This window comes from Pseudomonas sp. CG7, assembly GCF_023701885.1.
Lineage (GTDB): Bacteria > Pseudomonadota > Gammaproteobacteria > Pseudomonadales > Pseudomonadaceae > Aquipseudomonas > Aquipseudomonas zanjanensis.
Window position 1 is genome coordinate 90,999 of the sequence record NZ_JABAEE010000005.1, and the last position, 24,342, is coordinate 115,340.

At 61.8% G+C, this 24,342-nt stretch carries 22 protein-coding genes; 14 read left to right on the forward strand and 8 right to left on the reverse strand.

Features of this window, described 5'->3' with window-relative positions; all coding sequences use genetic code 11:
* Positions 1-2,106 (reverse strand): retention module-containing protein (locus tag HGO40_RS04110; RefSeq protein ID WP_250961984.1); only part of this gene is annotated, 2,106 nt, incomplete at its 3' end.
* A gap of 452 nt (positions 2,107-2,558) precedes the next feature.
* Between HGO40_RS04110 and HGO40_RS04115 the strand changes: the two genes are divergently transcribed.
* From HGO40_RS04115 to HGO40_RS04125, 3 genes are all read left to right on the forward strand, one after another.
* Positions 2,559-3,917 (forward strand): TolC family outer membrane protein, encoded by a 1,359-nt coding sequence (locus HGO40_RS04115; protein WP_250961985.1) that lies wholly within the window; start codon positions 2,559-2,561, stop codon positions 3,915-3,917.
* 19 nt (positions 3,918-3,936) lie between these two features.
* On the forward strand, positions 3,937-6,096 hold the full coding sequence (locus HGO40_RS04120; protein ID WP_250961986.1) for a type I secretion system permease/ATPase: 2,160 nt from the start codon (positions 3,937-3,939) through the stop codon (positions 6,094-6,096).
* A 195-nt stretch (positions 6,097-6,291) separates the two neighbouring features.
* Complete coding sequence (locus HGO40_RS04125) at positions 6,292-7,656, forward strand: HlyD family type I secretion periplasmic adaptor subunit (protein ID WP_250961987.1); 1,365 nt, start codon at positions 6,292-6,294, stop codon at positions 7,654-7,656.
* Between the two features lie 159 nt (positions 7,657-7,815).
* Here the strand turns inward: HGO40_RS04125 and HGO40_RS04130 are convergent, their stop codons facing one another.
* Positions 7,816-8,412, reverse strand: a complete 597-nt coding sequence (locus tag HGO40_RS04130) for a tRNA-uridine aminocarboxypropyltransferase (RefSeq protein WP_250961988.1) — start codon at positions 8,410-8,412, stop codon at positions 7,816-7,818.
* 2 nt (positions 8,413-8,414) lie between these two features.
* Entirely contained in the window at positions 8,415-9,308 is an 894-nt protein-coding gene (locus tag HGO40_RS04135; protein WP_003184133.1) for a LysR family transcriptional regulator, read from the reverse strand.
* 341 nt (positions 9,309-9,649) lie between these two features.
* On the opposite strand from HGO40_RS04135, the gene speB reads away from it, so the two are divergent.
* The 4 genes from speB to HGO40_RS04155 all read left to right on the forward strand — a co-directional run bounded on the left by speB (position 9,650) and on the right by HGO40_RS04155 (position 14,151).
* A complete protein-coding gene (speB, locus tag HGO40_RS04140; protein WP_250961989.1) occupies positions 9,650-10,600 on the forward strand; it encodes an agmatinase in 951 nt (316 codons plus the stop codon).
* Between the two features lie 9 nt (positions 10,601-10,609).
* Positions 10,610-11,017, forward strand: a complete 408-nt coding sequence (locus HGO40_RS04145; protein WP_250961990.1) for a YybH family protein — start codon at positions 10,610-10,612, stop codon at positions 11,015-11,017.
* Positions 11,018-11,066: 49 nt separating this feature from the next.
* Positions 11,067-12,572 (forward strand): purine-cytosine permease family protein, encoded by a 1,506-nt coding sequence (locus HGO40_RS04150; protein WP_250962010.1) that lies wholly within the window; start codon positions 11,067-11,069, stop codon positions 12,570-12,572.
* Between the two features lie 190 nt (positions 12,573-12,762).
* Positions 12,763-14,151 (forward strand): sodium:solute symporter family protein, encoded by a 1,389-nt coding sequence (locus HGO40_RS04155; RefSeq protein WP_250961991.1) that lies wholly within the window; start codon positions 12,763-12,765, stop codon positions 14,149-14,151.
* A gap of 210 nt (positions 14,152-14,361) precedes the next feature.
* Here the strand turns inward: HGO40_RS04155 and HGO40_RS30500 are convergent, their stop codons facing one another.
* Together HGO40_RS30500 and ptrR are read right to left on the reverse strand one after the other, a co-directional pair.
* On the reverse strand, positions 14,362-14,490 hold the full coding sequence (locus tag HGO40_RS30500) for a PA1414 family protein (protein ID WP_003198971.1): 129 nt from the start codon (positions 14,488-14,490) through the stop codon (positions 14,362-14,364).
* A 139-nt stretch (positions 14,491-14,629) separates the two neighbouring features.
* Positions 14,630-15,523: a putrescine utilization regulator PtrR gene (gene ptrR / locus HGO40_RS04160; protein WP_250961992.1), complete on the reverse strand. Its 894-nt coding sequence runs from the start codon at positions 15,521-15,523 to the stop codon at positions 14,630-14,632.
* Between the two features lie 104 nt (positions 15,524-15,627).
* On the opposite strand from ptrR, the gene HGO40_RS04165 reads away from it, so the two are divergent.
* A complete protein-coding gene (locus HGO40_RS04165; RefSeq protein ID WP_250961993.1) occupies positions 15,628-16,800 on the forward strand; it encodes an MFS transporter in 1,173 nt (390 codons plus the stop codon).
* On the opposite strand, the gene HGO40_RS04170 is transcribed toward HGO40_RS04165, so the two are convergent.
* Positions 16,801-18,255, reverse strand: a complete 1,455-nt coding sequence (locus HGO40_RS04170; protein WP_186730818.1) for an NCS1 family nucleobase:cation symporter-1 — start codon at positions 18,253-18,255, stop codon at positions 16,801-16,803.
* A 426-nt stretch (positions 18,256-18,681) separates the two neighbouring features.
* Complete coding sequence (locus tag HGO40_RS04175; RefSeq protein WP_250961994.1) at positions 18,682-19,518, reverse strand: CvfB family protein; 837 nt, start codon at positions 19,516-19,518, stop codon at positions 18,682-18,684.
* 339 nt (positions 19,519-19,857) lie between these two features.
* On the opposite strand from HGO40_RS04175, the gene HGO40_RS04180 reads away from it, so the two are divergent.
* The 3 genes from HGO40_RS04180 (at position 19,858) to HGO40_RS04190 (ending at position 21,893) form a co-directional block, all read left to right on the forward strand.
* Positions 19,858-20,046: a PFL_1563 family small protein gene (locus HGO40_RS04180; protein WP_018607615.1), complete on the forward strand. Its 189-nt coding sequence runs from the start codon at positions 19,858-19,860 to the stop codon at positions 20,044-20,046.
* A gap of 189 nt (positions 20,047-20,235) precedes the next feature.
* On the forward strand, positions 20,236-20,946 hold the full coding sequence (locus tag HGO40_RS04185; RefSeq protein WP_250961995.1) for a TorF family putative porin: 711 nt from the start codon (positions 20,236-20,238) through the stop codon (positions 20,944-20,946).
* 80 nt (positions 20,947-21,026) lie between these two features.
* Complete coding sequence (locus HGO40_RS04190) at positions 21,027-21,893, forward strand: DUF6279 family lipoprotein (protein WP_250961996.1); 867 nt, start codon at positions 21,027-21,029, stop codon at positions 21,891-21,893.
* A gap of 168 nt (positions 21,894-22,061) precedes the next feature.
* On the opposite strand, the gene HGO40_RS04195 is transcribed toward HGO40_RS04190, so the two are convergent.
* Complete coding sequence (locus HGO40_RS04195) at positions 22,062-22,454, reverse strand: transcriptional regulator (protein ID WP_250961997.1); 393 nt, start codon at positions 22,452-22,454, stop codon at positions 22,062-22,064.
* 185 nt (positions 22,455-22,639) lie between these two features.
* On the opposite strand from HGO40_RS04195, the gene HGO40_RS04200 reads away from it, so the two are divergent.
* The 3 genes from HGO40_RS04200 (at position 22,640) to HGO40_RS04210 (ending at position 24,111) form a co-directional block, all read left to right on the forward strand.
* A complete protein-coding gene (locus HGO40_RS04200) occupies positions 22,640-23,371 on the forward strand; it encodes a DUF899 domain-containing protein (RefSeq protein ID WP_250961998.1) in 732 nt (243 codons plus the stop codon).
* A gap of 241 nt (positions 23,372-23,612) precedes the next feature.
* Positions 23,613-23,885 (forward strand): hypothetical protein, encoded by a 273-nt coding sequence (locus HGO40_RS04205; protein ID WP_003184161.1) that lies wholly within the window; start codon positions 23,613-23,615, stop codon positions 23,883-23,885.
* Positions 23,886-23,943: 58 nt separating this feature from the next.
* Positions 23,944-24,111 (forward strand): helix-turn-helix domain-containing transcriptional regulator, encoded by a 168-nt coding sequence (locus HGO40_RS04210; RefSeq protein ID WP_250961999.1) that lies wholly within the window; start codon positions 23,944-23,946, stop codon positions 24,109-24,111.
* The last annotated feature ends 231 nt before the right edge of the window (positions 24,112-24,342 follow it).

The window sequence follows — 24,342 nt, forward strand, 5'->3', positions numbered from 1 at the left end:
GACGCTGATTTCCTGGTCCGGTGTGGCAACCAGGCAGACGTCATGGACATCGATGGTGATGGTGGTGGTGCTTTCATCGCCGTCGGCGTCGCGCACGGTGTAGGTGAAGACATCGGTCGCGCCCGGGGCGCTGACGGTGTTCGGATTGCTGTGATAGACGGCGTTACCGTTGGCGTCCAGGGTCAGGTAGCCGTAGGTGCCGTTGATCTGGGTGTTCAAGCCGCCGACGGCCGGGGTCGAGGTATCGTTGCCAGCGCGCACGCCGATCACGGCACCACTGGCAGCCGGCCCGTCGGCACCGCCTTCGTCGTTATTCAGGACATTGCCACTGACCGTCCCGCCCTCATCCACCGAGGCGGAATCAGCATGAGCGGTCGGCAGGTCATCGACGATGTTCACATCGAGGTTGCCGTTGGCGGTGGTGCCGTTGTCATCGGTGGCCACAACCGCGAACTGCTCGCTAACGTTGTTGGCACCGTTGGCGTTTGGATGGGCTTCATTGTCCAGAAGGGTGTAGCTGTAACTCACTACACCGGTAGCCGCGTTGAAACCGGTGATGGTCAGGGTGTTGCCCAGCGCGGTGGTAATCGACTGTGGGAAACCAGCCGCTACACCGTTGGTGACGACGTTGATCCCGCCCACGCTCAGTGTCTGCACACCGTCCAACGCCGTCACGGTGAACGTGCCGCTTTGGGTCAGGGCCGATGCATCCGGGCTGCTGCCGTCGCTGAGATTTTTCTCCTGCAACGACAGCTCGCCGCCTTCGGTGTCGAGGCCGGTGATGGTCACCGGGTCGTCGTTGTTGTGCACTTGCAGTACCAGGTTCGCGGTACTGGTGTCGCCGTCGGCGTCGGTCAGGGTGTAGGTGAATGTCTCGGTGCCGCTGCCCCCGCCCTGCAACGCGACAAACTGCGGGTCGCTGGTGTTCAGGGTGTAGGTGTACGTGCCGTTGGGGTTGAGCACCAGGGTGCCGTAGGTGCCGGTGAACGTCCCGCCAATGATCGGTCCGCTGTCGGGGCCGGTGGGGATCCGGTCGGCACCCTGAAGGTCGTTGGGCAATACGTTGCCGGTGAGGCTGACCAGGGTTTCCGACGCCGTGTTGGCGTGGCTGTCGTCGATCGCCTGGGGTACGTCATCGGTGATGTTGACGTCCAGGGTGCCGGTGGCCGTGTCGCCGTCGGTGTCGACCGCCACCACTGGGAACTGCTCGGTAATGTTGTTGGCACCGCCGCCGGCAGGATGGGTTTCATTGTCCGTCAGTGTGTAGGTGTAGCTGACCACTCCCGTAGCCGGGTTATAACCGGTGATGGTCAACGTGTTGCCCAGCGCCGACGTGATGGTTTGGGGGAAGCCTGCGGGCACACCGCCGCTGATCACGTTGATGCCGCCGATGTTCAGGCTGTCCAGCCCGTCAGGCGCGGACACCGTGAACGTGCCATTTTGCACCAGCGCCCCCGGATTGCTGGCCGAACCATCGGCCAGATTGGCCTCGTTGGTGGTCAGTTCGCCGCCCTCGACAGTCACACCGTCGAGGGTCACGGGGTTGTCCGGGGTCTCAGGCACGACCGGTGGCACGGTCGCATCGTCGCCCGTGTTATCCGGGTCACCGGCCAGGCGCAGGTCTGGAAACTCAGGAATCCCGTTGAACCCGGCCGTCGGGAAACCAATCAACGGATCGACCTCCCCGCCCACCTCTTCCAGCCACACAAAACTGTGCCCGCCCCCTACGCCACCCGGGTTGCCCCCTTCGGGTCCGGCAGCCGTGGCTTCACCGGTCTGCGTCGGGTCGGCACCGGCGGCGAAGGCTTGCTGCAGCTTTTGCACATCGGTCAGTTGCGCGTCACTCGGTGCCACCGTGTCGGGCGTGTCGACATGAGGCGCAGGGTTGGCGAGCAGCTGCGGGGTCAGGGTCAGGTTGCTTTCGCGGCCCAGGGTCAACGCCTGGCCGTTTTGCAATTGGACAGCCACGGCCCCTTCGGCACCGGTGACCAGGTGTTCGCCGGCATAAAGCCGATCGCCTTCGACCAGCGGCCGCCGCAGGCCACCAGCCGTTTCCGCGAAAACTTGCCCGACCACTTTGCTGACGATACCGATGAGCGCTGCCATGTGCATTTCCTCCGTTGCCGACCGCAATCGGCACCTGTTTGGGTGAAGAATCCGTCCTCAGATTGGCGATCTGCAAAGCTGGAAAATCTGCCAGCTTTCCTGAAGGCAGAACGTGCTGGCAATTCGCCTAAACGACAAAAAACCGTCACCTGTAACCGCCTCATCCATCGCCCTTTCGGCACTTCTTCACATCGCTTAAAAATCTGAATGGAACTTTATTGACGCCTAAAATCCGTCAGAACCCGCAGATTCAAAGGCTTTCGCTTTGAACAATGTGCCGGTTTTTTACAAGCACATAAGTTTTTTTCGGAATAAGAGTTATGAGAAATTCTTCTTAGGTTTTGCGCAGGATGTTCTTAGCTGTGTTGTTACAAGGTTGAAACGGTTTTGATCTTAAATACGTCAATAAATTGGCGACAACGAAGCACTACAGACCTCAGGAGATGCACCCCATGCGCGTTCTAACCCCCCTCTGCAGCGCGGTTTTGCTGGCCATGGCCTGCTCTTCTCAGGCGCAGGCCATGTCCTTGACCGAAGCGATCCAGAGCACCATCGCGACTCACCCGGAATTGGCACAACGGGTGGACAGCCGCCTGTCGGCCAATGAAGACGTCAAAGTCGCCCGGGGGGGCTTTTTCCCGTCGGTGGATCTCAATGCCGGTTATGGCCGTGGCTACAGCGACAACACCAACACCCGGGCGCAGGGCAACCACCACACCAATATCCTGACCTACACCCAATCGGAACTGCGCCTGCGGCAGATGATCTTCGACGGGTTCAACACCGCCAATGAAGTGCAGCGCACCCAGGGCGTGGTCAATTCCCGGGCCTATTACGCCCAGGGCACCGCCCAGGATCTGGCACTGCGCACCATCGAGGTCTACCTGGAAGTGCTCAAGCGTCGCGAACTGGTGACCTTGGCCAAGAACAACCTGCAGGCGCACCTGCGGGTCAACGACCAGATCGGCCTGCGCACCGAGCGAGGGGTGGGCAGTACGGCCGACTCCGACCAGTCCAACGCCCGTCGGGCCCTGGCGGAAAACAACTTCGACACCGCCCAGGTCGACCTGGCTGACGCCGAGGCGAACTTCTACAGCGTGGTCGGGCGCATGCCCGATGAACTGGAAGCACCGCCCTCGACCAAAGGCGAGCTTCCCGCCGACCTGCGCGAAGCCCAGCAAAGCATGGTGGATAACAACCCGTACCTGAAATCGGCCCAGGCCGACATCCAGTCAGCCGAAAGCCAATATGAAGTGGCAAAATCGCCGTTCTATCCGCGCTTTGACGCCGAGGCGGCAGTGGGCGCCAACAACAACATCGGTGGCGAAGAAGGCCACGACAACAACTGGCGGCTGGGCGTGGTGATGAACTACAACCTGTTCCGCGGCGGCAGCGACAAGGCGCGGCTGGCGTCCAACGCCCACCAGATCAACCAGGCCATGGACATCCGCAACAACGCCCTGCGCAAGCTCAACGAAGACACGCGCCTGGCCTGGAACGCCATGCTCAACGCCCGCAAGCAGACCCCGACCGCCCGCGAATACGCCGACACCACCGCCCGTGTGCGCGCCGCCTACCAGGATCAGTTCGGCCTCGGCCAGCGCACCCTGCTCGACCTGCTCGACAGCGAAAACGAGTTGTACAACGCCAACCGTCGCTACACCGAAGTGCGCTACACCGAGGAATACTCGATGTACCGGGTGCTGGCGAACATGGGCCTGTTGTTGCAAAAACAACGGATCGTGCTGCCGGCCGATGCGGTCGCGCAGACCGAAGTCAAGAACCAGGCACGGTTGCCGGAACTGAAGTAATCCAGTGGGAGCGATCAATGTGACCAGCATGGAACCCGCAACCCCCGGCGCCGATCCGCGCCTGAACTTCGATGATCCCTTGCTGGACGGCCTGTTGATCCTCTGCAAACTCCATGGCGCGACGGCCAGTCGCGCCAGCCTCAGCGCCGGGCTTCCTATGGCGCACCAACGCTTGAGCCTGGACCTGCTGCCCCGCGCAGCGGCCCGGGCGGGCTTGCAGGCGCGACTGTTGCGTCGTGAGCTGGCGGACATCTCAGCCCTGAACCTGCCGGTGATGCTGATCCTGGCGGGGGGCCGCTGCGCCGTATTGCGGCGCTGGGGCGAGGATGGCAAGGCGCTGATCCTCCCCAGCGAAGCCGATGGCGGTGAACAATGGGTCAGCCGCGAGGAACTGACCACCGATTACAGCGGCCAGGCGCTATTCGCCCGGCCGCGCCATGAACTCGAAGACTTGCGCGCCCCGCTGGTGCCGCGGGTCGAGGCGTGGTTTCGCGACACCCTGAAACTGTCGCGCTGGCTGTACAGCGACGCGATCCTGGCGAGTTTCCTGATCAACCTGCTGGGCCTCATGGTGCCGCTGTTCGTGATGCAGACCTACGACCGCGTGGTGCCGAACCAGGCCACGTCGACCTTATGGGGGCTGGCCGTGGGGCGGCTGATCGGCACCGGTTTCGAACTGGTGCTGCGGGTGGTGCGCGCCCATCTGCTGGACACCGCCGGCAAGAAAACCGACGTGATTCTCTCCGCGACCCTGTTCGAACGCATCACTGGCATGGCGATGAAGGCCAAACGGGTGACCATCGGCGGCTTCGCCCAGAGCATCCCCGACTTCCAGGGCCTGCGGGAATTCCTCACGGCGGTGACGCTCACCAGCCTGATCGACCTGCCGTTCGCCCTGCTGATGCTGGTGGTGATCGGCCTGCTGGGCGGCTGGCTGGTGGTGATTCCCGTGATCGCATTTCCGATCACCATTGTCTTCGCCATGATCATCCAGGCACGCCTGCGCGACACCGTGCAAAAAAGCCTGGCCCTCGGCGCCCAGCGCCAGGCCCTGCTGATCGAAACCCTCGGCGGCCTGGAAACCCTCAAGGCTTGCAGCGCCGAAAGCGAGCGCCAGCACCAATGGGAAAGCACCCACGGCGCCCTCACCCGCCTGGACAGCCATGCGCGCAACCTCTCGGCACTGGCGACCAACGGCACCTTGTTCCTGCAACAACTGGCGGGCATGGCGACCATCGTCGCCGGGGTCTACAGCATCATTGCCGGCAATCTCAGCGTCGGCGCGCTGGTGGCGACCTACATGCTCGGCAGCCGCGTACTGGCCCCGCTCGGGCAGATCGCCGGGTTGATCACCCGCTACCAGCAAGCCCAGCTCACCATGCGCAGCACCGATGCCCTGATGGCCTTGCCCCAGGAGCGTGACGCCAAGCAGCGGCCTCTTGAGCGCACCCAATTGCAGGGCGCGCTGGACGTCAGCGGTGTGACGTTCCACTACAACGGCCAGAGCGCCCCGGCACTGGCCAATATCAGTTTCAGCCTCAAGCCCGGCGAACGGGTCGGGATCATCGGCCGCAGTGGCTCGGGCAAGAGCACCCTGGCGCGCCTGGTGATGGGTTTCTATGCACCGGAGGAAGGCCAGTTGCTGCTCGACGGCCTGGACCTGCGGCAACTGGACGTCGCCGACCTGCGCCAACAGATCGGCTACGTCGCCCATGACCTGCCGCTGCTGGCCGGCAGCCTGCGGGACAACCTCACCCTCGGTGCGCGCTACATCAGCGACGCGCGCATGCTGGAAGTGGCGGAACTGACTGGTGTCACCGAACTGGCGCGTCAGCATCCCCAAGGTTTCGACCGCCCGGTGGGCGAGCGCGGACAACTGCTGTCCGGCGGCCAGCGCCAGGCTGTGCTGCTGGCCCGGGCCTTGTTGCTCGACCCGCCGATCCTGCTGCTGGACGAACCCACCAGCGCCATGGACAACAGCAGCGAAGACGTCTTGCGGCAGAAGCTTCACACCCACGTACAAGGCAAGACCGTGCTGCTGGTCACCCACCGTACCTCGATGCTGAGCCTGGTGGACCGCTTGGTGGTGCTGGATAACGGCCGGATCGTGGCGGACGGGCCGAAGGACGCGGTGATCGATGCGCTGCGCAAGGGACGGGTGGGCTCCGCGGCGGTATAGCTGCCAACACAACCACTGTGGCGAGGGAGCTTGCTCCCGCTGGGCTGCGAAGCAGCCCCAAGGCGATTCACCCGGTTGTGTCAGGCGGACCGCGCCGGCAGGTTTTACGACGGCTTCGCCGCCGAGCGGGAGCAAGCTCCCTCGCCACAAACAGCAGCACCCAGCTCTTTTCACTTAACCAACGGGTACCGCCCCATGTCTGCTCAAACATCGGATTCAGCCGCCCGAAGCTACTTCGGCAGTTTCAGCAAAAGCGCCGAAAGCGAGTTCATGCCGGAAACCGCCGGCGCCACGCTGCAGGATTCGCCCCGTCGCTCACGGGTCACCGTGTGGCTGGCCGCCGGGTTGATCGTCACCGGGTTGGTCTGGGCGAAGTTTGCGGTCTTGCAGGAAGTCACCACCGGCGAAGGCAAGGCGATTCCGTCGAGCAAGATCCAGGTGATCCAGAACCTGGAGGGCGGCATCGTCACCGAGATTTTCGTGCGCGAAGGCCAGATGGTGAACAAGGGCGACACCCTGCTGCGCCTCGACGATACGCGGTTCCTGTCGAACAAGGGCGAGAGCGAGGCTGATCGCTATGCCCTGACCGCCCAGGTCGAGCGCCTGTCGGCCGAAGCTGAAGGGCGGCCCTTCGCGCTCTCGGCAGAGGTCACCGCCAAGGCCCCGCAAGTGGCCGAGGACGAACGCTCGCTGTATGAACAACGCCAGCGACGCTTGGCCAGCGAACAACGGACCCTGACCGAACAGCTGCGGCAGAAGACCCAGGAACTGGCGGAGTTTCGTTCCAAGCAAGGCCAGTTCAGCTCCGCCCTGGCCTTGCTGCAGGAAGAAATGAACATGTCCGCGCCGCTGGTGCGCACCGGGGCGGTATCGCCGGTGGAGATCCTGCGGCTCAAGCGCAGCGCGGTGGAAATCCGTGGCTCGCTCAATGCCACCACCCTGGCCATTCCCCGGGCCGAATCGGCGATCAACGAGATCAAGAGCAAGATCGACGAATCGGAACAGACCTTCCGTTCCGAGGCAGCCAAGGACCTCAACGAGAAACGCACCGAGCTGTCGAAAATCACCGCCTCAAGCATCGCCATCGACGACCGCGTGACCCGCACCACCGTGGTCTCGCCGGTGCATGGGGTGATCAAGCAATTGAAGGTCAATACCATCGGCGGCGTGGTGCAGCCGGGCAACGACATGGTGGAAATCGTGCCCCTGGAAGACAACTTGCTGATCGAAGCCAAGGTCCGCCCCCAGGACGTGGCGTTCCTGCACCCAGGCCAGAAAGCCATGGTCAAGTTCAGCGCCTACGACTACACGATCTATGGCGGGCTCAGCGCCAAGCTCGAACTGATCGGTGCCGACACCATCACCGACGACAAGGGCAACAGCTTCTATTTGATCCAGGTGCGGACCGATAAAAACCACTTGGGTGGGGATGCCAAGCCGTTGCTGATCATTCCGGGGATGGTGGCGACGGTGGACATCATCACCGGGGAGAAAAGTGTGTTGGATTACTTGCTCAAGCCGGTGTTGAAGGCGCGGACCGAGGCGATGCGCGAGCGGTGAGCCGAATCTACGCCGATCCTGTGGCGAGGGCGCTTGCTCCCGCTGGGCTGCGCAGCAGCCCCATGACCATTCACCTCGTTGTGTCAGGCAGACCGCGCCAGCAGTTTTTACGACGGCTGCGCCGCCGAGCGGGAGCAAGCTCCCTCGCCACAAGGGTCTCTATACCCCTCCATGGTTCTTCTGGTAAGTCTCCTCCCCCATCGCTGCAATCTGCCCCTCGAGCAACGCCTCGAACGGCCGCAGCAACGGCTCGAACCTCACCGGCGCCTCAACCACTTGCAACGCCTGGACACTCGCCTCCACCGTCGACAACGCCCCCGGCCCCGGTGCCTTGCGCAAGCGATAACGGGACACCCCACCGTTAGCCAACGTCACCCTCGGCAACGCCGCCAGCAGCGGATTGAGGTGCAGCAGTTTTCTCGCCTTGCGCCAGGTGCCATCGGGAACGACCAACAGCAGCGGCTCATCGGACGGCCCGTAGGTTTGCAGCGGCTGCGCGTCGTCAGCGGGAAACAACAACCGCGCCTGATAACCTGCCTGATTGAGCAACCGTGGCAGATCCTCGAACACCTCGCCCACGATCAGCTCGGCATTGCGCAGCCCCAATGCCGCCAATCGGGCGGTGTTCAAGGCGTGGTTCACTTCGCTGGGATGTTGCAACAGCAAGACCCGGGTGCGGCTGTCGAGGCTGGGGATCAACGGGCACAGGCAGTGGCTTTGCGGTCGTTGGCAGCGCGGGCATTGAGTTCTGGACATGGTCAGGCCTGGTTCAGTTGAGCTTTGAGCAAATCGCGGAAGGTCTGGATCAGCGGCTCGCGGCTGCGACCACGGCGTACGATCATCGAAAACGGCGCCTGATAGCCGAAGGTCGCCGGCAACAGCACGCGCAAGTCGCCCTTGTCGACCCAGGCCTGGGCGTAGTGTTCAGGCAGGTAACCGACGTAGGCCCCGGACAACACCAGGATCAACTGCGCTTCCATGCTCTCCACCGTCGCCGCGCTGTGCTTGAAGCCATGACGGGCCAGTTCGGCCTGGCTCCAGTAACCGCGCCCGACCATGCGCTGCTGGGTGATGACCTGCTCGGGGATGCGCCGCTCGTTGAACAGCGGGTGACGGTTGCTGCAATACAACCAGTGCTGCTCACGGTACAGCGGCATGTAGACCAGCCCGCTCATGCGCGTGGAAAACGCACCGATGGCCAGGTCCAGGCGGTTGTCCTGCACGCCGAGTTGCAGCTCGTAAGGGCTCATGACCGACAGGTGCAAATGCACCGCCGGATGCTCCTGGCTGTAGGCACCGATGGCTTCGGCGAACGGCAAGGCCTTGTCGCTGACGGTGGAGTCGATCACCCCCAGGTTCAAGGTGCCACGCAGCTCACCCTTGAGCGCGGCGGCGTACTGCTCGAACCCTTCGAGCTCGCCCAACAGGCGCAAGGTTTCCTGATGGAACAATTCGCCCTTGCTGGTCAGGCTGAACCCACCCCGGCCGCGATGACAGAGCACCAGGCCCAGGGCCGATTCCAGTTGGCTCATATAAGTGCTGATGGCCGAGGTGGAAAGGTTGAGCTCGTGCTGGGCATTGGCGAACCCCTGGTGCCGGACCACGCTGACGAAAATGCGCAGCAGTTTCAGGTCGGGTAGAGCATTGGCCATGGGGGTGTCTCCGGATCACACATAGACAGTACTTGTCGCGCTTTTGTGGCGAGGGAGCTTGCTCCCGCTCGGCTGCGAAGCAGTCGTAAACCTACCCACGCGATGTACCTGATACACCGAGGGGAATGGTTTTGGGGCTGCTTCGCAGCCCAGCGGGAGCAAGCTCCCTCGCCACCGGGGTAATCGTCTGCCCCAGGATTGCGCTGCTGCGGAGTCTATCGCCCCACCCGCCATTAGTTTAGAAAAATCTGAACTAAGTATTTGCCGCCAGGGATTCTTCACGGCAAACACTTTACGCAGAATCGGCCCCTGATAAATAAAACAACGATGAGGCCCTACCCGTGGACAAGATTCTTCACCAACCACTGGGCGGCAACGAAATGCCGCGCTTCGGCGGCATCGCCACCATGATGCGACTCCCCCACCTTCCCACCGCTGCCGGCCTGGACGCTGCTTTCGTCGGCGTGCCGCTGGACATCGGCACCTCCCTGCGCGCCGGCACCCGTTTCGGGCCGCGGGAGATTCGCGCCGCATCCGTGATGCTCCGCCCCTACAACATGGCCACCGGCGCCGCACCGTTCGACTCGCTGGCAGTGGCGGACATCGGTGACGTGGCGATCAACACCTTCAACCTGCTGGACGCGGTGCGGATCATCGAAGAGTCGTACCACAAGATCCTCGAACACAACGTCATCCCCCTGACCCTGGGCGGCGCCCACACCATCACCCTGCCGATACTGCGAGCCATCCACAAGAAACACGGCAAGGTCGGCCTGGTGCACATCGACGCCCATGCCGATGTGAACGACCACATGTTCGGCGAGAAAATCGCCCACGGCACCACCTTCCGCCGCGCCGTGGAAGAAGGCCTGCTCGATTGCGACCGCGTGGTGCAGATCGGCCTGCGGGCCCAGGGCTACACGGCCGATGATTTCAACTGGAGCCGCCACCAGGGCTTTCGCGTGGTCCAGGCCGAAGAGTGCTGGCACAAATCCCTGGCGCCGTTGATGGCCGAAGTGCGTGAAAAAGTCGGCGGCGGCCCGGTGTACCTGAGCTTCGACATCGACGGCATCGACCCGGCCTGGGCGCCCGGCACCGGCACCCCGGAAATCGGTGGCCTGACCACCATCCAGGCGATCGAAATCATCCGTGGCTGCCAGGGCCTCGACCTGGTCGGTTGCGATCTGGTAGAAGTCTCGCCGCCGTACGACACCACCGGCAACACCTCGCTGCTGGGCGCCAACCTGCTGTACGAGATGCTCTGCGTACTGCCTGGCGTGGTTCATCGCTGAGGCGCCGCCATGAACCATCGAGACCAGGTTCTCAAGACCGCCGCCGAGCTGGTGTCGGCCTTCGCCCGCAACGATCGCGAGGCTTATTTCAGTGCGTTCAGCACCGATGCGAGCTTCGTGTTCCACACCCTCGAACAGCCCCTGCTGTCACGCGATGCCTACCAGGCGTTGTGGGATCGCTGGCGGTCCGAGGATGGCTTCGAGGTGCTGAGCTGCACCTCGAGCAACGCCTTCGTCAGCCTGCAAGGGGACGTGGCGATTTTCATCCATGACGTGGCCACCGAGCTGCGCATGCAAGGGGAGCTTCACATTAGCCAGGAGCGCGAAACCATTGTGTTTCGCCAAGAACAACAAGGCCTATGGCTGGCCTGTCATGAACATTTGTCCGCAATGCCGGAAGGGCTGCCACCCCCTTAGCCACAGGCGACATTCACAACCGATGAATGCGCCTCGATGATCGGAGCAGATCATGAATAACAATAACGATAAAAGCCTTACGCAGATTGAAACCAACGGGGTCGAACAGATCCCGGACCACGAACGCACCGCCGGCCCGGGCGACCTGTTTCGCCTGATCTTCGGCGGCGCCAATACCTTTGCCACCGCCGTGCTCGGCAGTTTTCCGGTGCTGTTCGGCCTGTCGTTCCAGGCCGGGGTCTGGGCGATTGTGCTGGGCGTGTTGGTGGGTTCGATCATTCTCGCGCCGATGGGCCTGTTCGGTCCGCTCAACGGCACCAACAACGCGGTGTCATCCGGTGCGCACTTCGGCGTGCACGGGCGAATCGTCGGCTCGTTCCTCTCGATGCTGACCGCCATCGCGTTTTTCTCACTGTCGGTGTGGAGTTCGGGCGATGCATTGATCGGCGGCGCCAAGCGGCTGATCGGCGTGCCGGAAACCGAGTTGAGCCTGGGCCTGGCGTACGGCCTGTTCGCCCTGCTGGTGTTGACCGTGTGCATCTACGGCTTCCGCTTCATGCTGTGGGTCAACCGCATCGCCGTGTGGGCCGCCAGCCTGCTGTTCCTGCTGGGCATTTTCGCCTTCGCACCGACCTTTGACAACCAGTTCGCCGGCACGGTCAACCTTGGCCAGCCGGGCTTCTACGCCGCCTTCATCGGCGCGGCGCTGGTGGCCATGAGCAACCCGATTTCCTTCGGTGCGTTCCTCGGTGACTGGTCGCGCTATATCCCGCGCAACACGCCCAAGCGCCGCATCATGCTGGCGGTGATCGCGGCGCAACTGGCGACATTGATCCCGTTCCTGTTCGGCCTCGCCACCGCCACCATCGTGGCGATCAAGGCGCCGGACTACATCGCGGCCAACAACTACGTGGGCGGGCTGCTGGCTGTGTCGCCGGGGTGGTTCTTCCTGCCGGTGTGCCTGATCGCGGTGATCGGCGGCATGTCCACCGGCACCACGTCGCTGTATGGCACCGGGTTGGACATGTCCAGCGTGTTTCCACGGCTGCTGTCGCGGGTCAAGGCGACGCTGCTGATCGGCGTGCTGTCGATTGCCTTCATCTTCATCGGGCGCTTCGCGGCGAACCTGGTGCAGAGCGTGTCGACCTTCGCGGTGCTGATCATCACCTGCACCACACCCTGGATGGTGATCATGATCATCGGCCTGCTGGTGCGCCGCGGCTTCTATTGCCCGGACGACCTGCAAGTGTTCACCCGCGGCGAAACCGGCGGGCGCTACTGGTTCAGCCACGGCTGGAACTGGCGCGGCCTGGGGGCGTGGATCCCCAGCGCGCTGGTGGGGTTGTGCTTCGTCAACCTGCCAGGGCAGTTCGTCGGGCCGCTGGGGGAACTGGCCGGCGGAATCGACATCAGCCTGCCGGTGACCCTGGGCCTGGCCTCGGTGGTGTACCTGGCGTTGTTGGGGCTGTTTCCAGAGCCGGCGGCGGTGTATGGGCCGCAGGATCCGCGGAGCACAGCGCCGCTTGCTAAATCAGAGCTCCGGCAGAGCGCCTGACTAAAAAATACCAGTGGCGAGGGAGCTTGCTCCCGCTGGGCTGCGCAGCAGCCCCCCAAGTTTCTGAACCGATAAGCGACGACTGCTGCGCAGTCGAGTGGGAGCAAGCTCCCTCGCCACAAAGACTCGTTCGCCAGGGACAGCAGCACTTCGTCCCGTACATAAAAAAGACAATCGGAGACACGCCATCATGGCTTTGGATTTAATCGTCGTTCTCATCTACGCCGCCGGCATGATCGCCCTCGGCTGGTACGGCATGCGCCGCGCCAAGACCCGTGACGACTACCTGGTCGCCGGGCGCAACCTCGGTCCAGGCTTCTACTTGGGCACCATGGCCGCCACCGTGCTGGGCGGCGCATCGACCATCGGCACCGTGCGCCTGGGCTACGTCCATGGCATTTCCGGATTCTGGCTGTGCGGCGCCATCGGCCTGGGCATCGTCGGCCTGAGCCTGTTCCTGGCCAAGCCGTTGCTCAAACTGAAGATCTACACCGTGACCCAAGTGCTGGAACGCCGCTACAACCCGGCCGCGCGCCAGGCCAGTGCGCTGATCATGCTGGTGTATGCGCTGATGATCGGCGCCACCTCGACCATCGCCATCGGCACCGTGATGCAGGTGCTGTTCGGCCTGCCGTTCTGGATGTCGATCCTCGTAGGCGGTGGTGTGGTGGTGCTGTATTCCACCATCGGCGGCATGTGGTCGCTGACCCTCACCGACATTGTGCAATTCCTGATCATGACCATTGGCCTGGTGTTCCTGCTGATGCCAATGTCCATCGGCGATGCCGGCGGCTGGGACGCGATGGTGGCGGCCTTGCCGGCCAGCTACTTCGATTTCACCGCGATTGGCTGGGACACCATCCTCACCTACTTCCTGATCTACTTTTTCGGCATTTTCATCGGCCAGGACATCTGGCAGCGGGTGTTCACCGCCCGCAGCGAAGGCGTGGCCAAAGTGGCCGGCACCGCCGCCGGCCTGTACTGCGTGCTGTACGGCCTGGCTGGGGCGCTGATCGGCATGGCGGCAAAGGTATTGCTGCCGGATCTGGAAAACGTCAACAACGCCTTCGCCAGCGTGGTGCAGACCAGCCTGCCCAATGGCATTCGTGGATTGGTGATCGCCGCGGCCCTGGCGGCCTTGATGTCCACCGCCGCGGCGGGCCTGCTCGCCGCGTCCACCACGGTGGTCCAGGATCTACTGCCTCGCCTGCGTCATGACCGTGAGAGTGGCAGCGGCGACGTCCACGAAAACCGCATCGCCACCCTGCTGATGGGGGCGGTGGTCCTGGTGATCGCCCTGGTGGTCAGCGACGTCATCAGCGCCCTCACCCTGGCCTACAACCTGTTGGTGGGCGGCATGCTGATTCCGCTGATCGGCGCCATCTACTGGAAACGCGCCCCCACCGCTGGCGCGATCACCAGCATGTCGCTGGGCTTCTTGACCGCGCTGTTCTTCATGTTCAAGGATGGCCTGGATGCGAACACGCCGATCTACTACAGCCTGAGCGTGGCGCTGGTGAGTTTCGTGCTGGTGAGCTTGCTGTCGCCCAGGTCGAACGTGGGGGCCAAGGCGGTTTGACCGTCAACTCTGGGCAATGAGAGATTCCTGTGGGAGCGAGCTTGCTCGCGATGACGTCGGTACATTCAACATGGATGCATGCCGGTCCACCGCTATCGCGAGCAAGCTCGCTCCCACAGGTCCTGTCTTTCAGAAATAAAAAGATCGCAGTTCCGGGCCATCTCGATCGAGATGGTCCGGAACTGCGATCTCTGCAAATTCCTGGTGGGTTTAACGGCGGCGCGGCTGGCGGCGGCGTTGCTCGTCATCGGTGCGGATCGGTACCGGTTGCATCGGCGGCTCGATCAGGCCAAGCGCGACACCCAAGTCGTGAAGCCAGTTCTGGATTTTCTCTTTCATCGTGGTGCCCCCTCAGGGTGGTGCGAGCGGCAGATTTCTGTGGCCCCTTCGCACTGATAATAGTCCGATGTGCTACGCAATGCTCGTCTCAGTTTGCAATGATCTGTTACTGAATTGATCCAAATCCACCTCCCGGAGTTCAAGCCGATTGCGCCGTGTTCATTGGCGCTCGCGGCCACGCCTGTTGTTGCCATTCAATCCAGGCATTCAAGTTGGCCCCGACCATGCCTTTACGCCACATCAGCCAAGTGGTGGCGCTGGCAAACGGCTCGGCCAGCGGATGCACCGTCACCCGCTCGCGGCCCGGCAGGCTGGCCACCATCGACTCGGACATCAACGCCACGCCGGATCCGGCGATCACACACGCCAGCATCCCCTGGTAAGACTCGATTTCCATCGCCCGGCCCATGGTCGCGTGATCATGGGCAAACCAGGCTTCCAAGCGCATCCGGTACGAGCAGCCACGGCGGAACGTGAACACCGCGCGGCCCTGCACATCCAGCGCACTGCGCACCGGCGGGTGATCGGCCTCGGTGATCAGCACCAACCGTTCGTCGCACAACGGCACGCCATCCAGCCCCGCCAACTCCAACGGACCGTCCACCAACGCCGCATCGAGCCGATTGGTGAGCAGGCCTTCAAACAGTTCACCACTGGGCCCCGACTGCACTTGCAGGTTCACCGCTGGATACGTCCGGTGATACGCCGCCAGCAGGTCCGGCAAATGCGTCGCCGCCGTGCTGTACATCGTGCCCAGCAGGAAATCCCCGGCCGGCTGTCCGCCCTGCACCGCTGCGTGGGCTTCGTCGTGCAAGGCGAAGAGCTTGGTTGCATAGTCCAGCAGGACTTTTCCTGCCGGTGACAACTGCAAGCGCTGACGCTCTCTTAGGAAAAGGTCTACGCCCAACTGCTCTTCGAGCTGCTTAAGCCGGGTCGACAGATTCGAGGGCACCCGGTGCAAGCGCTCCGCAGCCCGGGTGATCGAACCTTCCTCGGCCACGGCCTGGAAAATCCTTAACTGGCTGAACTCCACGACCTTCTCCAAAAAAGAACAAGTTACTCACTATTATTCATTTTTAATGAAAGTCAATCAGTCCTAGCCTGACGGTCATTCGCCCCGACACCCGGAGAACGACCATGTCACCCCTAATTCGCCTGCTTGGCAGTTTCATCGCGCTGATGATGGCCATGGGCATCGGCCGCTTCGCCCTCACACCGCAGTTACCTCATTTGATCGGCGAAGGTCAGGTCGACTTGACCGCCGCCGGTCTGATTGCCGCCGCCAACTACCTGGGTTATTTCCTCGGTGCCCTGGACGCCATGTTCGCCCGGCGCCCGGAACAGGTGCGGCGGCGGTTGCTCGGCGGCCTGTGGCTGTGCGTGCTGCTGACCCTGGCGTCGTTCTGGGCCTGGGGCTTCTGGCCGCACCTGGCATTGCGCTTCGGCACCGGCGTAGCGAGCGCCTGGGTGATGGTGATGATTACCGCCCTGAGCCAACCCTTGGCAGCGGCGACGGGACGGCCACGGCTCGGCGCACTGGTGTTTGCCGGCCCTGGGTTGGGGATTTTCCTGACAGGTTTGTTGGCGTTGGGCTCGAACCTGCTGGACCCGACCTCCGCAACCCTGTGGCTGACGTACGCCGGCGTAGCGCTGGCGATGTTGCTGGTGATGCTGCCGATCCTGCCGCAACCCGCCGCAACCGCGACCGTTGCCGCGCCAGTCACCTCCTCGCCGAATCGTGGCATCGCTCGACTGGGCGTGGTGTATGCCTTGTACGGCGTGGGCTACATCATTCCGGCCACGTTCCTGTCACAAATGGCCTCGGCGCAGTTCCACGGACAATGGCTGGCGGACCTGTTCTGGCCCTGCTTCGGCCTGGCCGCCGCCATCGGCGTGTTGCTGGTCAGCTTGCGGCGGCCGAACCCGAACAGCACCGGTCGCTGGCTGATCGGTACGCTCTGGCTGCAAGCCGCTGGGGTGTTTGCCTGCCTGCTGGGCAGTGGGCCGGGGCTGGCGCTGGGGGTGATCCTGTGTGGTGCGCCATTCCTGGCCTGCATGCAGCTGGTGATGCTGCGCTCCCGGGAACTGGCCCCCCACGCCACCCAGCGCAACGCCGGCCTGCTGACCGCCTGCTTTGCCGTGGGCCAGCTCAGCGGGCCGTTGCTGGCAGCGCTGAGCAGCCATTTCAGCGGCGGCCTGCAACCGGCGCTGATCATTGCCGGCAGCGGCCTGCTGTTGGCGGGCGGCCTGTTGCTGCGGCCCGCCAGCCGGGGCGCGGTGGGCCCTTGCGCCCAGACCGCCCTGCGTTGATCAGGCCTGGCCGGCCGGGCTGAACGCTTTGCTCGATTGCGCGGTCGGCTCTCGTAGGGCCAGGGCGAAATACAACACCCCGCCGAGGAAGCAACCGGTGAACCAGGCGAAGTTGGCCATCGGTTGCAGCAGCGGCGTGAAGGTGATTGCCACACCCATCAAGGTCGCCGGGATCAGCGCCTTGACCGCAGTCCAGTTGATACCGCCGCTGTAGTAATAGCGTCCGCTCGGCCCGTCATTGAACAGCGCATCGACGTCGATCTGCTGTTTTTTGATCAGGTAGTAATCCACCAGCAGAATCCCGAACAGCGGGCCGATGAAGGCGGCCAGCACGTCCAGGGTGTAGTGGATCACTTCAGGGTTGTTGAACAGGTTCCACGGCGTGATGAAAATCGACGCCACCGCCGCGATCATGCCACCGGCGCGCCAACTGATCTTGCTCGGCGCGACGTTGGCAAAGTCGAACGCCGGGGACACAAAGTTGGCGACAATGTTGATGCCAATGGTGGCGGTCACGAAGGCAAAGGCCCCCAGCAGGACGGCCACGTCGTTGTCGATGCGCGCCACGGTGGCAATCGGGTCGTGGAGCATTTCACCGAACACCGGCAAGGTCCCGGAAACAATCACCACGGTGACCAGGGAGAACGCCAGGAAATTCACCGGCAGCCCCCAGAAATTGCCCCGGCGCACGTCAGACATGCTCCGGCAGTAACGGCTGAAATCGCCGAAATTCAGCGTCGGGCCGGAAAAGTACGACACCACCAGGGCCGTCGCCACAATCACCTGGCCGAACGCTTGCCAGCCAGACAACGACTTTTCCGCCAGGGTGAAGCTGATATTGCTCCAACCGGCCTTCCACACGATCCAGCCGGCCAACAGGAACATCACCGCATACACCACCGGTCCGGCCCAATCGATGAAACGCCGGATCGACTCCATGCCGGTCCAGAACACCAGCGCCTGGACGAACCACAAGCTGAGGAAACCGAACCAGCCCAGGTAGGACAAACCGGCAAAATGCGGCGTCGCGTAGACTTCCATCGAAGGAAAAAACCGCAGCACCACGATGATCAGCGCGCTGGACGCCAGGTACGTCTGAATCCCGTACCAGGCTACGGCGATCAGCCCGCGGATCACCGCCGGAATATTCGCCCCGAACACGCCGAACGCCAACCTGCAAATGACGGGGTAAGGCACTGCCGCCTGCTGGCTCGGCTTGGCGACCAGATTGGCGATCAACTGCACGATGCAGATCCCGCCGAGCAACGCGATCAGCACTTGCCAACTCGCCAGGCCCAAGGCGAACAGGCTGGCAGCGAACACATAGCCGCCGACGCTGTGCACATCACTCATCCAGAACGCGAAGATGTTGTACCAATTCCATTTCTGCGGCAGCGGGCCCAGGTCCTGGTTATAGAGGCGGGGGCTGTAGCCATTGGGCAATTGCTCGGACATTGCGGGGCTCCTTTTGAGTACCGCCGTGCCCCCGTATCGACCTGCTCACCATACTGCGCACGGGAGCCGGCATGGTTTGTATACGGGTTGCTACGCAGAATGCGTGCCATAGGCGTGGAATATGAGACAAACCGGGGTGTGTAGCGGGGGCTAAAGCCAGGCAAGCGCAGGCATGCGCCCACGAACAGGGCGTGGATGCATGCTAAAGGTGCAGGAGTTTGTATACAGAGATGAGCACCCGTGGCGAGGGAGCTTGCTCCCGCTGGGCTGCGAAGCAGCCCCAAAAGCGGTTGTATCACCACAGCATGTCAGGAAGAACGCCGGGGCCCGCTGCGCAGGCCAGCGGGAGCAAGCTCCCTCGCCACAAGGTCACAAGCCACTGGATCATTGATCACAAGGTTCACAAGCCAAGGATTCTGCGTTCGATCAGCTCAATTCAATGCGATCGGCATGAATGACAATCTGCCCATTCTTGTACAGCGCACCAATGGCCTTCTTGAAGTTGCCCTTGCTCACGCCGAACAGGCTGCTGATCAGCACCGGGTCGCTCTTGTCGCTGACCGCCAGGGTGCCGTTGTTCTCACGCAACTTGGCGAGGATCTTGGCGTTGAGGCTGGTGGCGGCCTCCTGGCCAACGGGTTGCAGGCTCAGGCTGATCTTGCCGTCCGGACGGATTTCCTTGATGAAGCCCTTTTCCTGTTTGCCGGCGCGCATGAACTTGAAGATTTCATTTTTATGGATCAGGCCCCAGTGCTTGTTATTGATGATCGCCTTGAACCCCATGTCGGTGGCTTCGGCGACCAGCAAATCCACTTCCTGGCCCGGCGTGTAGTTGGCCGGGGTCTTGTCCAGATAACGATCCAGGCGCGCCGTGGCGGTGATGCGGCGGGTGTGCTTGTCGAGGTAGACGTGCACCACGCAGTATTCGCCGGCGGTCATCTGGCGCTTTTCTTCGGAATACGGCAGCAACAGGTCCTTGGGCAGGCCCCAGTCCAGGAACACGCCGATGCTGTTGATCTCACCCACTTTCAGGCTGGCGAATTCACCGACCTGGACCTTGGGTTTTTCCGTGGTGGCGATCAGTTTGTCGTCGCTGTCCAGATAAATGAAAACATTGAGCCAATCTTCATCTTCGCTGGGAATATCCTTGGGAATATATCGATTGGGCAGCAGGATTTCGCCGTCCGCACCGCCGTCCAGATATAAACCGAAGTTAGTGTGTTTGACCACTTGCAAACTGTTGTAGCGCCCGACTACAGCCATTTCCAATACCCTCATTGCGTGGGCGGCATTCTACCCGGTTTTGCGGTGCGATTCGTGGCCGCCGGCACGGTTTGCCGACAAGGCCCGGCACGACCCTTGATTTTCCTGGGTTTTCACCCCGGGCACGGCCATTCGTCAGGCGAGCGGCGGTGCGTACCGCTTGTCATCGGCACACTATTTTTCGCAGGGTTGTTATTTAAAACAGGGGCTTAGGGCAATAATTGACGGATAACCGCGCATTATTCCCGTCACGCCGACGATAATTCAGAAGGATATTTGCCAAGCAATTGTCAAGTATTTCCTGTACGATGCCTGGCCCAATTAATTATCTACAGGTTAATGGCCGTCATGCGCGTAAAAGCATCCAACAGCAAAGCAAAGCCAGCTCCAGCCGTTGAAACCAGCGAGTCGATCAACGACCAGATCGCTGCGTTCCTCAAGTCCGGCGGCGAGATCCAGCAAATTGCCAAAGGCGTCAGCGGCCAGACATTCGGCCCGTCCAAGCAGATCAGCCTGGGCAAGAAATAACCTGCGCGTCACCTGGTCCCAAAGCGCTTTGAGCTTCGAAGCGCTTGGACTGGAACCTTCCCCGCCTCACCCATTTCCCAAAAATCGACGAACGGCCTTCGCTGCCGAGTATTCGCCGGTATGCTTGCACCTCTCTAGCCCAAGCGTTTCAGCTTAGTTCCTGCTCCTCGCTATTTCATGGAGTGAAGCATGCGCATTCCTATTGTCCTGCTGATGATCAGCCTACTGTCCTGTTCTCTCGCTCATGGGCAGGTGTTCCAGCGCGAACTCGGCGACTTCGACCTCAAACTCGGCACCACTCCCAGCCGCAGCATGGCCCAGGGCCTGGTCACGCCGTCGAGCACCGGTTCGTTCCATGGTGGCCTTGACCTGAGCCACGACAGCGGCTGGTACGTCGGCCAGTGGTCACCCAGCGCCGGCCTATCCGCCGATCTTGAAGTCGATTCCTACATGGGTTTTAAACAACCCTTCGACCAGACCCTGGGCTACGAAGTCGGCCTGATCCACTACAGCTACCCCACCGTCGATACCCTCGACAGCCAGGCGTTCTACGGCGGCCTGACTGTGCTGGGCAGCCGCTTCGGCGCGGCCCTGAGCAACGATCCGGACAAGCAGAACAGCACACTGTTTGCCGACCTGGGCGGCAATGTGCCGTTCGGCATTGGCATCAGCGCCAAATACACCACCCACCAACTCAATACGCCGGTCTCGGTCGAGAACGGTTCTGTAGGCAGTTTCAGCGACTGGTCACTGAAAATTTCCCGCCCCTGGATGGGCATCGACCTGGACCTGATCTACAGCGACTCAAGCCTCAGCGGCAGCAGCTGCTCGGCGTACTCCGGCCACAACAGCGAATGCGACAGCCTGCTGACCCTCAAGATGGCCCATCCTTTTTACTAAGCGTTACGCATTAATCAGCTGAACTGCTGCGCGCCTGCCATGCTCAAACAAAGCACTTACGCATTCGCAAGGACTCGCTCATGTCGCGCTGGTTAACACGCACCGCCATGTTCATCGCCATGCTCTTCGTGCTCACCGCTTGCAGCCGCGTCGGGCTGGCGTACCGCAACCTCGACCTGATCATCCCCTGGACCCTCAACGACTACCTGGACATCAAAGGCGAGCAAAAAGACTGGTTCAACGAACGCCTCAAGGACCACCTGACCTGGCACTGCACCACCCAGTTGCCCGGCTACCTCGACTGGCTGGATCGCCTCAAGACCATGGTGCAGACCAACCAGGTCACCGACGAAGCGCTACAACAGCGCACCCGGGAAGCCAAGGCCGCCATCGCCGAAACCGCCCGGGCAATCACCCCCTCGGCCATCGAACTGCTGCAAGGCCTGAGCGACGACCAAGTTGCCGACATGGACGCAGCCTTCGTCAAGGACCAGCGCAAGCGCCAGCAGCAATACCTCAAGCCGACGCTGCAGGAGCAGATCCAGCAACGCAGCGAACGCATGGTCAAACGCCTGGACGACTGGCTCGGCCCGCTCAACGACGCCCAGCGCCAACGGGTGATGGCCTGGTCCACCGCCCTCGGCGACCAGAACCAGCAATGGATCGCCAACCGCGCCCACTGGCAAAACCAGTTCAGCGAAGCCGTGGCCCACCGCCACAGCCCGGACTTCCCCAAACGCATCGAGCAGCTACTCGTCGACCGCGAAAGCCTCTGCACCCCAGCCTACCGCGAGGCCTTCAGCAAAACCGAAGCCCAGGCCCGCAGCCTGCTGGTGGACCTGATGGCCGAAAGCACCCCGCCCCAGCGCGAACAGCTGTTGAAGAAAATCGACGGGGTGAAGAAGGATTTCACTGACTTGAAGTGCCTGAAGGCAGCACGCTCTTAAAACCACTGAGATCCTGTGGAAGACCCAATGTGGGAGCGAGCTTGTGTGGGAGCAAGGCTTGCCCGCGATGCAGGCAACTCGGTCTATCAGGTGAACCGAGGTGATGGTATCGCGGGCAAGCCTTGCTCCCACACAAGCTCTGCCCCCACAGGGTTCAGTGCCAGGCTGTCAGGCAATCTGCGCCTTCGAAGCCAAATCATTAAAGGTAAGCTCATCCAGCGCGTCTTCCTGCTCATCCAACACCTCGCGTGGATGATCATTGCCCGGAATGCTGCTGTCGATCAGGCTCAACAAACTTGAGCCACGCGGCGTCAGAATAAAATTCTCACCGTTGCCACCCTGATCCTCGGGCCGCGGCTCGATATAGCCACGCTCCAGCAGTAACTTTTCATACTCCCCGGCGACTGCTTTCAAATGATCGAGGTTCTCGATTTCCCCGCCTTCAGCCGCTTTCGCCGCCGCGTACTCCTCCGCATAAACCCGAGGAGCAAAACTGTGGCCAGCGCCGTTCTGCACTTCGTGCAACAACCGTTCGATCAAGTCCCAGTTATAAGTCGTCATCCTGGTCCATCCTCTAAAGAGTGAGATGCCTACCTAGGTTGTGACCGAGGCGCCACGCCACCGTTCAGCCGGGTTGGCGGACGGCCCATCCCGCCAGCCGACCAACGGCCTGTCGAATTTACCCCAGGCCAAACGACCAATGAGTGAAGCGCCGACTTGAGCAACTGCCTACAGGAGAAATCACCATGAACGTAGAGAATCATCCAGTCGTCTCGCGGGAAGAATGGCTCGCCGCCCGTCGCCAGCACCTGGCCCACGAAAAAGCCTTCACCCGCGAACGGGACAAACTCAGCGCCGAACGCCGCACCCTGCCCTGGGTCAAAATCGACAAACCCTACCGCTTCCAAGGCCCCCACGGCGAACTAAGCCTGGCCGACCTGTTCGGCGGCCGCAGCCAACTGCTCATCTACCACTTCATGTTCGGCCCCGGCTGGGCAGAAGGCTGCCAGGGCTGCTCCTTCCTCTCCGACCACATCGACGGCGCCAACCAACACCTGGCCCACCACGACGTGGCCGTGGTCGCCGTCTCCCGCGCGCCCTTCGCCGAATTCCAACCGTTCAAACGCCGCATGGGCTGGGCCTTCGACTGGGTCTCGTCGGAAGGCTGCGACTTCAACTACGACTTCGGCGTCAGCTTCGAAGCCGAAGACACCGCCGCTGGAAAAACCACCTACAACTACGAAAAAACCGACACCACCGAAGGCGAACTCCCCGGCCTGAGCGTCTTCTATCGCAACGAAGCCGGCGACATCTTCCACACCTACTCCACGTACGCCCGTGGCCTCGACATCCTGGTCGGCACCTACAACTACCTCGACCTGACGCCCAAGGGCCGCAATGAAGAGGAAATCATGGACTGGGTGCGGCACCACGATAAATACGAAGAGGCCAAGCCGCGTGGTTGCTGCCACAGCTGATACGTCAACCCGCCCAGTCGAGCGCGATCCCCGTGGCGAGGGCGCTTGCTCCCGCTCGACTGCGCAGCAGTCGCTTGCTTTAAGCCGACAAATACCAGGCTAAACGTCCTACATGAAGCGCGGAAAGCGGAGTCTTGTGGCCCAAGAGCGAATCGCCCTATAGTCCCTCGTCGCCCAAAAAGGCAGCCGGGTTTGGCGACCCGATCTACAGAGAGACTCATCAACTTTCGAGGCTCTGCTTATGACCAGATACATGCCCATCACCGGAATCGACTGCACCCCAGCCACCCTGCTCATCGACACCGAAGCCCCACTCGATGTCCTCTTCGAAACTGCCGACTACCGCATCCGCACCGTGACCCAACTGCTGGAAAACATCGCGTTTCGCTCGGACATCAGCTCCGATACGGTGGTGCTTTCGGACTTTTGCAAGATGCTGACGATTGCGTTGCGCGATGGGTGTGATGTGATGGATGTGATTGGGAGACGGTTGCGGGCGCAAGCTGCTGAGTAACGAAAAACGGGCGACTTTTGCTGAGGGTCGCCCGTTTTTCACATGCGCGGAGAACAAAATGATTGAGACCTTTACAGAATTTGACCTTGCAGAATATCTCAGCACACCAGAGACCATTGCGGAGTTTATGAGAGATGCCTGGGAAACCGGCGATGCGAACTACTTCGCCAAAGCGATGGAAGTATTCGCACGCGCCAAGAAGAGGGCCGAATTGTCTAGGGAATGACCCATGCGAAAGCGAGTTTTCCTACCAGCAACAAATCAACATGCTGGCGAGCAAACTCGCAGATCGGGACTCTTGGGTACAAACCAAATTTTACATCTAAAACCTACACAGATATGTGGTCCGGCCCTGAGGAGCCGTACTCCAAGGCCAGTCTTTTTCATTTTTTGCGGGTACATCAGTTAATTAGTCGTTAAGTAAGCACCATTAAAACCTTTCCCTTTTTTCGCTATT

Excerpts from the sequence above, each read along its gene's own strand:
- HGO40_RS04115 (WP_250961985.1), top strand. The coding sequence starts at position 2,559 with ATGCGCGTTCTAACCCCCCTCTGCAGCGCGGTTTTGCTGGCCATGGCC.
- HGO40_RS04125 (WP_250961987.1), top strand. The coding sequence starts at position 6,292 with ATGTCTGCTCAAACATCGGATTCAGCCGCCCGAAGCTACTTCGGCAGT.
- HGO40_RS04130 (WP_250961988.1), bottom strand. The coding sequence starts at position 8,412 with ATGTCCAGAACTCAATGCCCGCGCTGCCAACGACCGCAAAGCCACTGC.
- HGO40_RS04135 (WP_003184133.1), bottom strand. The coding sequence starts at position 9,308 with ATGGCCAATGCTCTACCCGACCTGAAACTGCTGCGCATTTTCGTCAGC.
- HGO40_RS04145 (WP_250961990.1), top strand. The coding sequence starts at position 10,610 with ATGAACCATCGAGACCAGGTTCTCAAGACCGCCGCCGAGCTGGTGTCG.
- HGO40_RS04155 (WP_250961991.1), top strand. The coding sequence starts at position 12,763 with ATGGCTTTGGATTTAATCGTCGTTCTCATCTACGCCGCCGGCATGATC.
- HGO40_RS30500 (WP_003198971.1), bottom strand. The coding sequence starts at position 14,490 with ATGAAAGAGAAAATCCAGAACTGGCTTCACGACTTGGGTGTCGCGCTT.
- HGO40_RS04165 (WP_250961993.1), top strand. The coding sequence starts at position 15,628 with ATGTCACCCCTAATTCGCCTGCTTGGCAGTTTCATCGCGCTGATGATG.
- HGO40_RS04170 (WP_186730818.1), bottom strand. The coding sequence starts at position 18,255 with ATGTCCGAGCAATTGCCCAATGGCTACAGCCCCCGCCTCTATAACCAG.
- HGO40_RS04175 (WP_250961994.1), bottom strand. The coding sequence starts at position 19,518 with ATGGCTGTAGTCGGGCGCTACAACAGTTTGCAAGTGGTCAAACACACT.
- HGO40_RS04180 (WP_018607615.1), top strand. The coding sequence starts at position 19,858 with ATGGCCGTCATGCGCGTAAAAGCATCCAACAGCAAAGCAAAGCCAGCT.
- HGO40_RS04185 (WP_250961995.1), top strand. The coding sequence starts at position 20,236 with ATGCGCATTCCTATTGTCCTGCTGATGATCAGCCTACTGTCCTGTTCT.
- HGO40_RS04190 (WP_250961996.1), top strand. The coding sequence starts at position 21,027 with ATGTCGCGCTGGTTAACACGCACCGCCATGTTCATCGCCATGCTCTTC.
- HGO40_RS04195 (WP_250961997.1), bottom strand. The coding sequence starts at position 22,454 with ATGACGACTTATAACTGGGACTTGATCGAACGGTTGTTGCACGAAGTG.
- HGO40_RS04200 (WP_250961998.1), top strand. The coding sequence starts at position 22,640 with ATGAACGTAGAGAATCATCCAGTCGTCTCGCGGGAAGAATGGCTCGCC.
- HGO40_RS04205 (WP_003184161.1), top strand. The coding sequence starts at position 23,613 with ATGACCAGATACATGCCCATCACCGGAATCGACTGCACCCCAGCCACC.
- HGO40_RS04210 (WP_250961999.1), top strand. The coding sequence starts at position 23,944 with ATGATTGAGACCTTTACAGAATTTGACCTTGCAGAATATCTCAGCACA.